9 protein-coding genes are annotated in these 13,970 nt (G+C 54.6%); 6 read left to right on the top strand and 3 right to left on the bottom strand.

The genetic code is table 11. The features are described from left to right. Nucleotides 1–8 precede the first annotated feature (8 nt). The 4 genes from infB (at nucleotide 9) to R3I13_RS05515 (ending at nucleotide 7,479) form a co-directional block, all read left to right on the top strand. Nucleotides 9–3,347: a translation initiation factor IF-2 gene (gene infB, locus R3I13_RS05530; RefSeq protein ID WP_346316930.1), complete on the top strand. Its 3,339-nt coding sequence runs from the start codon at nucleotides 9–11 to the stop codon at nucleotides 3,345–3,347. A 118-nt stretch (nucleotides 3,348–3,465) separates the two neighbouring features. Next, nucleotides 3,466–4,857 (top strand): peptidylprolyl isomerase, encoded by a 1,392-nt coding sequence (locus R3I13_RS05525; RefSeq protein WP_346316929.1) that lies wholly within the window; start codon nucleotides 3,466–3,468, stop codon nucleotides 4,855–4,857. A gap of 162 nt (nucleotides 4,858–5,019) precedes the next feature. Then, nucleotides 5,020–6,867 carry an amidophosphoribosyltransferase gene (locus R3I13_RS05520; RefSeq protein ID WP_346316928.1) on the top strand — a complete coding sequence of 616 codons (1,848 nt, stop codon included), beginning with the start codon at nucleotides 5,020–5,022 and terminating at the stop codon, nucleotides 6,865–6,867. 108 nt (nucleotides 6,868–6,975) lie between these two features. After that, a complete protein-coding gene (locus tag R3I13_RS05515; RefSeq protein WP_346316927.1) occupies nucleotides 6,976–7,479 on the top strand; it encodes a histidine phosphatase family protein in 504 nt (167 codons plus the stop codon). A gap of 13 nt (nucleotides 7,480–7,492) precedes the next feature. On the opposite strand, the gene R3I13_RS05510 is transcribed toward R3I13_RS05515, so the two are convergent. From R3I13_RS05510 to R3I13_RS05500, 3 genes are read right to left on the bottom strand one after another with little or no spacing between them, the layout of a single operon-like run. After that, nucleotides 7,493–7,879 (bottom strand): acyl-CoA thioesterase, encoded by a 387-nt coding sequence (locus tag R3I13_RS05510; RefSeq protein WP_346316926.1) that lies wholly within the window; start codon nucleotides 7,877–7,879, stop codon nucleotides 7,493–7,495. A 10-nt stretch (nucleotides 7,880–7,889) separates the two neighbouring features. Continuing rightward, on the bottom strand, nucleotides 7,890–8,786 hold the full coding sequence (locus R3I13_RS05505) for an S-adenosyl-l-methionine hydroxide adenosyltransferase family protein (RefSeq protein WP_346316925.1): 897 nt from the start codon (nucleotides 8,784–8,786) through the stop codon (nucleotides 7,890–7,892). Nucleotides 8,787–8,807: 21 nt separating this feature from the next. Beyond that, nucleotides 8,808–9,356, bottom strand: a complete 549-nt coding sequence (locus R3I13_RS05500; protein WP_346316924.1) for a sigma-70 family RNA polymerase sigma factor — start codon at nucleotides 9,354–9,356, stop codon at nucleotides 8,808–8,810. A gap of 114 nt (nucleotides 9,357–9,470) precedes the next feature. On the opposite strand from R3I13_RS05500, the gene R3I13_RS05495 reads away from it, so the two are divergent. Both R3I13_RS05495 and R3I13_RS05490 read left to right on the top strand, forming a co-directional pair. After that, nucleotides 9,471–10,454, top strand: coding sequence for a FecR domain-containing protein (locus R3I13_RS05495; RefSeq protein ID WP_346316923.1), 984 nt, complete (start codon nucleotides 9,471–9,473; stop codon nucleotides 10,452–10,454). 39 nt (nucleotides 10,455–10,493) lie between these two features. Then, nucleotides 10,494–13,964 (top strand): SusC/RagA family TonB-linked outer membrane protein, encoded by a 3,471-nt coding sequence (locus R3I13_RS05490; protein ID WP_346316922.1) that lies wholly within the window; start codon nucleotides 10,494–10,496, stop codon nucleotides 13,962–13,964. Nucleotides 13,965–13,970 lie beyond the last annotated feature (6 nt).

The following is a 13,970-nucleotide window of genomic DNA, read 5'->3' as shown; positions in this document are numbered from 1 at the left end:
AATACGATATGCCTGAAGTAACAAACAACACACCGCGATTGCTGGCTGCGGCCAAGGAATTCAATATTGGAAAGGATACGCTCGTCGAATTCCTGGCCAATAAGGGCTTCGATATGGACGGTTTCGGGTCTCCCAACGCCAAACTCACAGCCCAGATGTACAATTCCTTGCAGCAGGAGTTCCAACAGGACAAGGCGAACAAGCGCAAAAGCGACCAGATCGCCCTGCCCAAAGGAACGGTGTTAGACGCAGCAAAGAAGAAGGAGAAGGAAGAAGCGGAACTGGCGGCAAAGAAAAAGGAAGAAGCGGAAGCTGCAACCAAAAAGAAAGAAGAGGCCCCGGCCAAACCCGAGCCTCAGCCTGAACCGGAAGCGCCCAAACCTGCTCCCAAGCCCGAAGTAAACGCGGAAAAACCGGAACCTCAGCCGGAAATCAAACCGGCAGCAGAAGTGAAGCCCGAGCCGAAACCCGAGCCCAAGGCGGAACCCGCCCCTGAGCCTCAGGCCAAAGCCCCGGAAGCGCCCGCCCCTGCCCCGCAGGAAGAAGCGCCTAAAGCCGAATCTCCCCGCGTTGCCGGCCCCAGGATCATGGGTACCATCGACCTGGATGCGCTCAATTCCGCCAACCGCGGCAAAAAGCCCGCAGCTAAAAAAGAGCCGGAAGAAAAGGCCGCCCCTGCCCCGCAGGAAACAGCCCCGGAACCTACAGCTCCCGCTGCTCCCGCCGCCCCGGTTGCCGAAGTAAAAGAAGCGCCTAAAAAAGAAGAACCCAAAGAAGAGGTGAAAGCCGAAAAACCGGCCCCCAAAGCGGAAGAAAAACCCGCCGAGGTTACGCCTCCCCCTGCGGCTAAAGAAACCAAAGCGCCCGAAGCTGAAAAGCCGGCTGCTAAAGCGGAAGTTCCCGCTCCTGCTCCCCAGGCTGCGCCGGAAGCTCCTGAAAGCGACGAGGCCGTGGTAGAGAACATACAGGCCACCAGGCTCACCGGTCCTAAAGTGATCGGTAAGATCGACCTGCCTGTTTCACAGGAACGCAGGGACAACAAGAATTTCAACAAAGACGAAAAACGTAAGCGCAAGCGCATCGTTATAGAAAAGAAACCCGAGCCCATTAAACCGGGCGAGTTCGCCAAAGAAGGCGGCCAGGGCGGCCCTGCCAACAGGGACAACCGCGGCCCCGGCGGCGGGCAGCACCAGGGCGGCAATCGCGGCCCGGGTGGTGGTCACCAGGGTGGAAACCGCGGCCCCGGCGGCGGACAGCACCAGGGCGGCAACCGTGGTCCCGGTGGTGGGCACCAGGGCGGTAACCGCGGCCCCGGCGGCGGTCACCAGGGCAACAGGCCAGGCGGAGCCCCGGGCGGTCCGAGCCGTCCGCATCAGCGCAGGGACCAACGTCCCGGCCAGGGCGGATACGGTCAGGGTGCACCCCGCAGAACTGACGACAAGGAAATCGATAAGAACGAGATCCAGAATAAGATCAAAGAAACCATGGCCAAACTGGGAGGCAACTCCCGCGGAGGCAAGAGCACCAAAGCCAGCCGCCGCCGCGACAAACGGCACGAAATGGCTGAGCGCGAAGCACAGAGCGGCGCAGATGGTAACAAGCTCCAGGTAACGGAATTCGTTTCCGTGAGCGAGCTGGCCAACCTGATGGACGTTAGCTTCGCCGAAGTGATCTCGAAATGTATGGGCCTCGGCATCATGGTATCCATCAACCAGCGGCTTGACGCTGAAGTGATAGAACTGGTAGCCGGCGAGTTCGGATACGAAGTGGAATTCATCGGTATCGACGATGCAACGGAGGATGATGAGGAAGAAATTGTAGACGATCCGGAAGACCTGGAACCCCGCGCGCCCATCGTTACCATCATGGGTCACGTAGACCACGGTAAGACCTCCCTGCTCGACTATATCCGCAGCGCCAACGTAGTAGCCGGTGAGGCGGGTGGTATCACCCAGCACATCGGTGCTTACCAGGTAACCACTGCCAGCGGCAAAAAACTGACCTTCCTCGATACCCCCGGCCACGAAGCGTTTACCGCGATGCGTGCCCGTGGCGCCAAGGTGGCGGATATTGCTGTGATCGTGGTGGCTGCGGACGATGCTATCATGCCCCAGACGCGTGAGGCCATCAGCCACTCACAGGCAGCAGGCCTCCCGATGGTATTTGCCATCAACAAGATCGATAAAGACGGCGCCAATCCTGAGAAGATCAAAGAACAGCTGGCCGGTATGAACCTCCTGGTGGAAGACTGGGGCGGCAAATACCAGAGCCAGGAGATCTCAGCGAAAAGCGGCCTGAATATAGACGTGCTCCTCGAAAAGATCCTGCTGGAAGCAGAATTACTGGAACTGAAAGCCAACCCGAACAGGGAAGCCACCGGTACCGTAATTGAAGCTACGCTGGATAAAGGCCGCGGCTACGTTACCACCGTACTGGTACAGAACGGTACGCTCGAACAGGGCGACACCATCGTATCAGGCGCGCACTTCGGTAAGATCAAAGCCATGTTCAACGAACGCGGCCAGAGAGTCGAAAAAGCCGGTCCTTCCGCGCCTGTACAGCTTTTGGGCCTCAACGGCGCCCCGCAGGCAGGTGAGAAGTTCAGGATGTATGAAGATGAATCCGAAGCCAAAGACATCGCCAACCGCAGGGCCCAGATCGTCCGCGAACAGGGTATCCGCACCAAGAAACACATCACGCTGGATGAGATCGGCCGCCGTCTTGCACTCGGCAACTTCAAGCAGCTGAACCTGATCATCAAGGGCGACGTGGACGGTTCCGTGGAAGCATTGAGCGACTCACTGCAGAAGCTCTCCACAGAAGAGATCGTAGTGAGCGTGGTGCTGAAAGGCGTAGGCCAGATCACCGAATCGGACGTACTGCTCGCCACCGCTTCAGACGCACTCATCATTGGTTTCCAGGTACGCCCGTCTATGAACGCTGCACGCCTGGCCGAGAAGGAAAATATCGAGATCAGGACCTACTCCATCATCTACGACGCCATCGACGAGCTGAAAAGCGCGATGGAAGGGATGCTGGAACCCAAGATCGAGAAAAAGGTCACCGCCAATGTGGAGATCCGCGAAACCTACAAGTTCGACAAGGTTACCGTTGCAGGTTGTTATGTGCTGGATGGAAAACTCTTCCGCAACTCCCGCATCAACCTCGTTCGCGACGGTATCGTGGTATACACCGGCGAGCTCCAGAGCCTGAAACGCTATAAAGATGACGTGAAAGAAGTCGTGTCCGGCATGGAATGCGGCCTTTCCATCAAGAACTACAGCGACCTGAAGGTGGGAGACATCGTGGAAGGTTTCGAAGAAGTGGAAGTAAAAAGAACGCTCTAACAGCGGTTTGCGGCGGGTTTTACCGCCCTCCGCAATTCCGAAATTTTTGTTAAATAGATTAGCCGTCTTTGTGCGGCTAATTTTTTATTGGTTACTTTGAGATTACAGTAACGTTACCATGAAAAAATTTTTAATATCCTCCTTCAGCGCCATGCTCCTTTTACAAGGCGCATTCGCCCAACAGCAGAAAATGGTGGCAGACAAGATCGTTGCCAAAGTGGGAGAAAAGATTATCCTGAGATCGGATATTGAATCAGCATTGGTAGACATGCAGCAGCAGGCCCTCGAAGGCCAGCCTCTGCCGGCCAACGCCACCTGCCAGGCCATAGAGCAGATCATCGCGCAAAAGATACTGGTGCTCCAGGCAGAGCGCGACAGCTTGCCCATCAGCGAAGCCGATGTGGACGGCCGTATCGAAAGCCAGATCCGCTGGGCGGAGCAGCGCTACGGCAGCCGCGAGAAAATGACCGAGGTGACCGGTTACACCATCTACCAGCTCCGCGAACGCTTCCGCGACGCGATCCGGGAAAGCATGCTGGCGAAAGCCATGCGCGACAAGATCGTGAACTCCGTGAAAGTAACACCCACAGAAGTAAAGAACCATTTCGAAAAAGTGCCCAAAGACAGCCTGCCCTTCTACGAATCAGAACTGGAGATCGGCCAGCTGGTAGTGCTGCCCAAAGCCAGCTACGAAATGGATAAATACGCCATCGACAGGCTGAATGAATTCAAAAGCAGGGTAGAGAAAAAAGAAGGCGAGTTTTCCACCTACGCCAGCCTTTATTCCGAAGACCCCGCTGTGAAGGAGAATGGCGGCACCTATGTGCTCAACCGTAACGACAAGACCTGGGACCCCGCTTTCATGCAGGCCTCCTTCCGCCTGAAAGAAGGCGATATCTCCAGCCCTGTTAAGTCACAGTTCGGCTACCACCTGATCAAAATGATCAAAAGGGCGGGCGACAACGTGACCGTACAGCACATCCTCATCAAACCGAACGTACTGACCGCGGACATCAGCAATGCCATCAACAAGCTGGACACCATCCGCGCCAATATCATTTCCGGTAAAATGAACTTCGGCGAAGCCGTTACCAAATACAGCGACGAGCCGATGGCCAAATTCAACGGCGGTATGCTGCAAAACCCGAACACGGGCAGCACCTATATCACCATTGACCAGCTGAACGATCCCTCCACCAAAGACATCGTGATGCTGCTGGACAGCCTGAAGCCGGGCGGCGTAACCAAACCGCTGATCTTCGAAGACGAGCAGGGCCGCAAGGCGGTGCGCCTCGTATACCTGAAGACCCGCACCGAGCCTCACCGCGAGAACCTGAGAGACGACTATTCCCGCATCCAGCAAAGGACCCTGCAGGAAAAACAGGTGACCGCGCTGAACAAATGGCTGCAGGACAAGATCCCGACCTTCTACGTGCACGTAGAGCCGGAGTACAGGCAATGTGAGAATATTTCGAAGTGGACCGCCGCGAATACGGTGGCCAGTAAGTGACGGAGATCTGTTTCAAACAAAGATATTGCATCCCGGGTCCGGCAGGCCCGGGATGCCTGTTTTCCACCAGTTCCTGCCTAAATCCTACCAGTGTTAGCGGAATGCTAAAGGCGGAGGTAGTTTGATAATTTAAGCGTAACTTTGCGACTTCAATTTTACAGCATGAGTGACGCGATAAAGCATGAATGCGGTTTAGCATTCATAAGATTAAGAAAACCATTCTCTTATTATCAACAGCAATACGGAACGGTTTTCTACGGCCTCAACAAGCTCTACCTGCTCATGGAAAAGCAGCACAACCGCGGCCAGGACGGTGCGGGAGTTGCCACAGTAAAATTGCATACCGAACCGGGCGTTCCCTTCATGCACCGCATCCGCAGCAGCCAGCCCCAACCCATCGGCGATGTGTTCGGTAAGATCAGGGACGAAATTGCAGAAATAGAAAAATACCAGCCGGAGATCACCAAGTACCCCGGCCTCATGAAAGGTCATCTGCGCTTCCTCGGCGAATTGCTCATGGGTCACCTCCGCTATGCCACACAGGGCAAGAACAACGTGGAGCTCTGCCATCCTTTTGTGCGCTACAATACCATTCCCGCCCGCAACCTCACCATGGCGGGGAACTTCAACCTGGTGAACGTGGACGAGCTGTTCAACTTCGTAAAAGTATCGCCCGGCGAAACCCATAAGAACAGCGACCTGGCGGCCATGCTCGAAGTAGTGGCCCACTTCCTGAACAAAGAAGATGAAGTGCGCCAGAACGGCCTGGACGTAAAAGCTATCCTGCAACAGGCTTTCAGCATGTTCGACGGCGGCTATCACGTTTGCGGCCTCATCGGCTCCGGCGATTCCTTCGTGATCCGCGACCCGCACGGCATCCGTCCTTCCTATTATTACATCAACGACGACGTGATCGTGGCCGCATCCGAAAGGGCCGCCATCCGCACCACTTTCAACGTGGGCGAGAACGAGGTGATGGAGCTGATGCCCGGCACCGCGCTGATCGTGAAAGAGAACGGCGAATACAGCATTGAACAGATCATTCCTGCCAAAGAGCGCCGTGCGTGCAGCTTTGAACGCATTTATTTCTCCCGCGGGAACGACGAAAAGATATACAAAGAACGCTCAGCGCTCGGTTACCACCTCTCCGAAACCGTGCTCAAAGCGATCGACAACGACCTCCGCAACACCATTTTCTCCTTTATCCCCAACACCGCCGAAGTGGCGTTCTACGGCCTCATCAAAGGGCTGGAAGACTACCTGAACCGCATCAAGGTGGAAAGGATCATGAGTTGGGGTAAGGATTTCGATGAAGAGAAGCTCAACGAAATGGTGAACCGCCGTGTGCGCATAGACAAGATCGCGATCAAGGACGTGAAGATGCGCACCTTTATCACCGAAGATTCCAGCCGCAACGAGATGGTGCAGCACGTGTATGACATCACCTACGGTACCGTGAAACCCGGCACAGACACGTTGGTGGTGATAGACGACTCCATCGTTCGCGGTACCACCCTTCGGGAAAGCATTATCAAAATGCTGGACCGCCTGGGCCCCAAACGGATCATCGTTATGAGCTCCGCCCCGCAGATCCGCTACCCGGACTGTTACGGGATAGACATGAGCAAGATGGGCGAGTTCGTCGCCTTCCAGGCCGCCATCGCGCTGCTGCGCGAGCAGGGCAAGGAATACATCCTCCAGGAAGCTTACGGCCTGTGCAAGGAACTCGAAAGAACCAATACCCTCAACGCCCAGAACGTGGTGAAGAACATCTACAAACCCTTCACTCCTGAAGAGATCTCCGCGAAAATTGCCGAGATCATCACTCCCGCGGGCATCAACGCCAAGGTGGAAGTGATCTACCAGAACATAGAAAGCCTGCACGCCAGCTGCCCGAACAACCTCGGCGACTGGTATTTCACCGGCAACTACCCCACACCGGGCGGTAACCGCGTGGTAAACAAGGCGTTCATGAACTACATGGAAGGCAAGAACGAACGGGGGTACTGATCCTCGCAATCATTGTTAATTTTCTTTTAATTCGGGGTCATTCTTTCACCTCCCGGGAAAAAGACGTATTTTCGGATAGTGTTTGTACTCAATTGTTTACCAATGTGTATGAAAACATTGTTATTAATCCGTCATGCGAAATCCAGCTGGAACGATCCGGAGATGGATGATTTTGACCGCCCGCTTAACAAGCGTGGGAAGTTAAATGCCCCGGAAATGGCCACCAGGCTACTCTCCCGGGGTGTCGTGCCCGAACTGATCATTTCCAGTCCCGCGAAAAGAGCGCGCTCTACCGCCCGCATCATGGCCAAAGAATGGAAGTATCCCAAAGAGGCCATTTTGCTGGAAGAAGAGCTGTACCTCTGCTATGCCTCCACTTTCCTGAAAGTGATCACCAAAATAGACGACGACTTCAACGCCGTGGCCATTTTTGCCCACAACCCCGGCATAACCGACTTTGCCAATTACCTGACCGAAGAGATTAGAATCGATAATGTGCCCACTACGGGCATTTTTGGTATTGAGGCGGATACGGAACACTGGGAAGAGTTCGACCGGGCCAAAAAACGCTTCCTTTTCTTCGATTATCCCAAAAGCGAAGGCCTCGTTTAGCCCGTGTCTTGCACTATGCCTCCAAAGGCACCGGCCGTTTATATTCGTCGATGGCCACAAACGTGAAGGTACCGCTGATCGCCTTGTAGCGTTCGGTGGAATACATTTCCTCCACGAAAATTTCTACCAGCACCTTTAAACTCGTATTCCCGGTATTCACTACCCGGCCGATCAGCTCTACGATCGTACCCGCCGGGATCGCCTTATTAAAATCGATCTTGTCAGACGACACGGTGACCATCCGTTTGCGGGCGTAGCGCGTGGCGGCGATAAAAGCTACCTCGTCCATCAATTGCATGGCGGTGCCGCCGAAAAGGGTGTCGTAATGATTGGTAGTGTTGGGAAACACGGCCTTGAAAATGCGTGTTTCCGACTGTTGTATTCTTAATTCCTTGTCCATCGTGTGTTGTTTATTCTTTCGTCACTTCCACGGTCCATTCCGGGCCGCTGGCCACTTTGTGCTGTTCCGCAAAATTGCCGTAGTTGATAGCGAACGAAAGGTTCATGAGACTGTTCTGGTAAGCCAGCGGCGAGCCCTGGGGCACGGAGGCAAAGGTGGCCACGAAAGGCAGCACACTGTTGAAGACCACTTTTTTGTCCTTCAATATCTTCACGCGCAGCTTATCGCCGAATTTCAATTGTAGCGCCTCCAGCGTTTTTTCATCTATGTTGGTCCAGGCGTTGCCGTACTGCACGTCCAGGATGGGGATATTGCCGTAAACGGTGCCGTTCTTTGAAATGGCCTGCTGGTAAGGAATGCGCACAACATCTGCCGGCAGCTCCTTGCCTACGGAATCGAAAGGGATCACGCCGGCGGCCAGCCTGGCGCCGGTGTACACGTACACATCGCGGCCGTGGAATGTGTAGGAAGCAGAAGAGCCGGGAAGGCGGTTTCGTTTTTCATCTATTTCACGGAGGGCTTCAATGCCCAGGCTTTCCGCGATAAGCGTGAGCGTGCCATTGTCAGGACTTACGAAATAATGCCCGCTTTTTGTTTTTAACACTACAGACTTCCGTTCCGAGCCCACGCCCGGGTCCACCACGGATACGAAAACAGTCCCTTTGGGCCAGTAGGCGGCTGTTTGCTGCAGGCGGTAAGCGGCTTCCCAGATATTATATGCAGGTATTTCATGCGTGAGGTCGAAGATCTTCAGCTCCGGCGATACGCCGAAAGCCACGCCCTTCATAGCGCTCACGGCGCCATCCTTTAAGCCGAAATCTGTTTGTATCACCAGCGCATGCGATTGGGGAAAAGCAGTCCCTCTGATAAGCATGAAGAGGACCAGGAGGAGGTTAAACGGTTTCATGCGGATGAAATTAACGAAAAGTCAATTCATTTCCTTGCGCAGAACCTGCAGGGCATTATGTAAGGTATTATAAACGGTGCGTTCCGTGAGTCCTGTTGCTTCGGCAATTTCCTTAAAGCCTCTTCCCTCGAAATAGCGAAGCTGCACCAGCTGCAGCTGGCGGCCGGAAAGCTGCTTCAATGCAAGCTGGAGGCGGGCCTTCATGCCTTCGTCCGTCTGCATCTCTATCAATATCTCTTCATAAGACGACTGCGTAAGCCCGATGTGCGCAGATTCGTCGAAAGGCAGGTCCTTCCTGCCATTGGAGGATTTATACAAAATGCGTTTGAAAATGGTGAGCACATATTGCTGGATGTTCCGCACCCCGGAAAGTTTTTCGCGGATCTTCCAGAGTTCAAGGAACAGCTCGTTGATGCAGCCCTGTACGAGGTCTACATCGCGGTAGAGGGAAACGCCCAGGCGGAAGAGATCGTCATAAAAAAGGTCAAAGCATTCATACAGGCCCTGGCGGTCTCCCCCGGCAAGCAATTGCCAGTTCTTTTCTATTTTTTCATGGTGATGCGGGTTCATCAGGCGATGAAAACGGTTTCTGTGGTTGATCCCAGGTAAAATAAATTATTTTTTGGATTTCGTTGGTAAAAACGGATGCTTTCCCGCACTTGTATAGTATCAACCAGATAGCACATGCAACCTACGCATCAGACCGCAGAAGAACTGCTGCTTACCGGATCATTTATTCATTATTGCAAAGGCGCGCCTGCGGCTGATGTACAGTATTGGGAAGAATTGCTGCGCAACAACCCGGCCCAGCGGCCGGAAGCAGACCGTGCCCGCGAATTATTCCATGTTATGCAAGGATACCCGCCCGTTTCATTAAAAGCCGCTGCCCTGGAGCGTTTGAAAGAAAGTCTTGACGCCCGGGAAGAAAACCATACCCCCGTACGCAGGCTGCCGTACCGCTGGATAGCCGCAGCGGGCGTTGCCCTCATTGCCGCTTCCGCTTACCTGCTCATGCAGCAACCCGAAAAGCACATCACACACTACAATACCCTGGCCAAAACCGGTATGCAGGACCGCAAGACCCTCACCCTGCCCGACGGTTCCGAAGTGCTGCTCAGCACCGCCAGCGCCCTCCAGCTCAGCGATGCTTTCGGGAAAAGCGACCGTAACGTATACCTTGAAGGAGAAGCTTTTTTTACCGTGAAATCCAATACCAACCTGCCTTTCACCGTAGTGACCCGCAAAGCTTCCACCACCGTGCTGGGCACAGCTTTTAAAGTGCGCTGCTATGGTGAAGACGCGCAGGTAATGCTGGCCTCCGGCAAAGTGCGCGTAGAAGCAGACGCCGCCACAATAGAGCTGCAGCCCGGAGAAGAAGCTGTGGCAGACAATGGCGCGCCGCTGAAGAAGCTCGCTTTCCGGCAGGAGGATATGCAGCGGTGGATCAGCCGCAAAGTGGAATTCGCCAATGCAGATATGAACCAGATCACCGCCATACTCAAGGAATATTATGGTGTAAACGTGAGGATAGAAAAACGCCCCGCCGGCAAGGTGATGTTTACCGGCATATTTCATGACCAGCAACTGAATGTAGTGCTCGACGCCATCAGCTTTACCAACAACTTTACCTACCGCCTGGAACATAATGAGGTGGTGATCCGCTTTTAGACAGGAGACGCAATTTTTGAGATCCTAAATCCTTTATACATGAAGAGAACTATACCACGTTCATGTATGATGCCGGCATTGCTATGGCTATGCCTCACCATCAGTACAGCAACCAAAGCGCAACAGAAAGTTTATTCGTTCAACTGGGAAAACACCGCCCTCTCCAGCGTTTTCAGGCAGATAGAGCAGGCTGCCAATGTCCGGTTTTCCTACAACCCATCGGGCATCAAAGAAGATATGCCCATCAGGCTTAAGATAGACAGTCAGCGGCTTGACGCAGTGGTGGCGCGGCTTTGCCAGGCCATCAATTCCAATTACCGCATCACGGACAATATCGTAATGTTGCGTCCCTCCGGCGAAGCAGCCACTGCGGCGGATTACCGGCTGCACGGCAAAGTGGTGAATGAAAAGAACGAGCCGCTGCCGGGTGTTACGGTGCACAACCAGCGCCTGAAGAAAGCCGTGCATACCGCGCCGGACGGTGTTTACAGCATAGACGCCGCACCAGGAGACCCCATCGAGTTCACCATGATCGGGTTTGAACGGCAGCTGCGGCAGGCCGGCGCTGAAGGATCGCTGCTGAATATCACCATGAAAGAAAAAGTGACGGACCTGGGCACCGTAGTGGTAACGGCCCTCGGCATCCGCCGCGAAGCCCGCGCGCTGGGTTATGCGCACGCAGAAGTGAATGGGGATGATATGAAACGCGCCCGCGAAACCAACGTGATCAATTCCCTCGCCGGTAAAGTGCCCGGCCTCATCATCAACAGCACGGCAGGCGGCCCTGCGGGCTCCAGCCGCGTGATCATCCGCGGCAACACGCAGATCTCCGGCAACAACCAGCCGCTGTACGTGGTAGACGGCATACCCATAGACAACTCCAACTACGGCCAGGTGAGCGGCGACAAATATTCTTCCGGCTTCGATTTCGGCGACGCCATTTCCGCCATCAACCCCGACGATATTGAAACGATCAGCGTGCTGAAAGGTCCCTCTGCTTCCGCATTATACGGCAGCCGCGCGGGCCATGGCGTGATCCTCATCACTACCAAAAAAGGTTCGCTGAAAAAAGCGCTCGGCATAGAATTTAACAGCACCGCCACGATGGAAAGGCAGCTCACCCGCTTTGATGATTATCAATACGAATACGGGCAGGGCACCGGCGGCACCATCCCGCGGGATCGCGACCAGGCGCGCACCACGCTGTTCAGCAACTTCGGAGCAAGACTGGACCCCACGCTGACGGTAACCGGCTTCGACGGCAAACAGCGTCCCTACGGCCTCGTGCGCAACAACATCGAAAACTTCTTCCGCACCGGTTCCACTTTCACCAATACCATTTCATTCACCAGTGCCACAGACAACACGGCTTTCCGCCTTTCCCTGTCTGACCTGAAGAACAACGACATTGTGCCCACCAGCGACATGCGCCGCAACACCGCGAACTTTTCCAGCAACTCAAAATTCGGTAAACGCCTGAGCCTTGACGCGAAAGTGATGTACATGCGCGAAGAGGTGAACAACCGCCCCGCGCTGGCAGACGATGCCGGCAATATCGGCAATGCGTTCGTAGGGCTGGCGAATAATGTTGACCAGAATGTTTTTTCCACCGGTTATAAGAACGACAACGGCGATTATGTAGACTGGGGCGGCGGCGAATACCGCCTGAACCCGTACTGGGTGATCAACGAAATGAGCAATAAGACGAAGAAGGACAGGATCATGGGCAACATTGTGGCCAACTATCAATTCGCCGACTGGATCGGCCTGCAGGGCCGTTTTTCAACAGACATCACTTATTTCAAATACCGGAAATACAGTCCGCCCAGCACCCCCGGCTCCATCACCGGCCGTTATGAAGGCATAGACCAGAAGTTCCATACCACCGAGGCGGATGTGCTGGTCACCTTGCAGAAACAATTCACCCCCAACTGGTACGGCGCGGCACGCCTCGGCAGCAGCCTTTCACAATATTCCCGCCCGGGCACCAACCTGACGGGCACTGATATGGAGCTGGAGGAAATTTCCATCAACAGTTTCAACGACCGCGTGGCAACGGAAATCGAATCCCGCAAAAGGATCAATTCTTTCTACGGCCTTTTCAGCGGCGCGTATAAAAACTGGGCTTACCTGGATGTGACCTTGCGAAGGGACGCCTCTTCGACCCTGCCTACAACGAACAATACCTATTTATATTCTTCCTTTTCCGGCAGCTTCATTTTCACCGATGCGTTCAAGATAAAGAACAAAGTGCTGAGCTATGGTAAGCTGCGGGCTTCCATTGCAGAAGTAGGCAGCGATACCGACCCGCATATGCTGAACCTGAATTACGCGCTGCTGCAGCAGAAAGTGAACGGAGAGGCCGCGGGAGGCATCAGCACACTGGTGCTGCCGCCTGATTCGCTGAAGCCCACGCGTACAAGGTCTTACGAAGTGGGTACCGAACTGAAGTTCCTAAACAACAACATCGGGCTGGACGTAACGGCCTACACGCAGGATTCCCGCGACCAGATCAATTACGTTCCCATTCCAACTTCCTCGGGCTTTCGCACGCGGCTGGTGAATGCGGGTGTGATCCAAAATAAAGGCATTGAGATCGCACTCTCCGCCACGCCCGTGCGCACCGAAAATTTCCGGTGGGACATCAGCGTGAACGCCGCCCGCAATAAGAACACCGTGAAGAGTCTCGCTGAAGGCATTCCTTTCCTGACCCTATCAGATGCACGCTGGCTGGGTGTTTCAGTAGTCGCGCAGCCGAACGCGCCATACGGCGCCATCCTCGGTTACGACTACCAGAAAGACCCGGCCGGCAACATCATCCTCGATTCCATCACGCTCACGCCTATGCCCACAGACGAACGCAAGGTGATGGGCAAAGGAACCTGGGACTGGACGGGCGGTTTAACCACCACATTGTCTTACAAAAACTTCACGTTCAACGCCATCCTGGACATGAAACAGGGTGCCGATCTTTTTTCCATGACGAACCTTTTCGCCGTGCTGAGGGGCAGCCATGAAATTACGCTCGAAGGCCGCCAGGAATGGATCCGTTCCGAAGAAGAAAGAATGGCCGCCAACAAAACACCCGTTGAGTGGAAAGAATCCGGCAATGTGAGAGGCTATGTGCCGCAGGGCGTTGTGCGCAACGGGGTGGACAATACCGGCAAACCCGTGTATGTGAGGAACACGCAGGCGATGGATCCGGGGCAATACTGGTCGCTGTTTTACGCGGACGCCAAGGGCATCACCACGCCGTTCCTGTATGATGCGTCGTACATCAAACTGCGGGAGCTTTCGCTGACGTACAGCCTGCCGCAGGCCATGCTCAGGAAAGCGGGGATCGGCGCAGTAACCGTGTCTGTCGTGAGCCGCAACCCTTTCATCCTGCATAAGAAAGTACCGAACGTGGACCCCGATTCCAATTACAACAACGGCAATGGTCAGGGCCTGGAATACGGCTCCCTGCCTTCACGCAGGAGCTGGGGCCTGAACCTTAACGTGCGCCTTTAAAATGAT

This window comes from Chitinophaga sp. YIM B06452 (assembly GCF_039655965.1).
Taxonomy (GTDB): domain Bacteria; phylum Bacteroidota; class Bacteroidia; order Chitinophagales; family Chitinophagaceae; genus Chitinophaga.
Note: the sequence above shows the minus strand (reverse complement) of the source record. Positions and strands in the feature narration are given on the sequence as shown.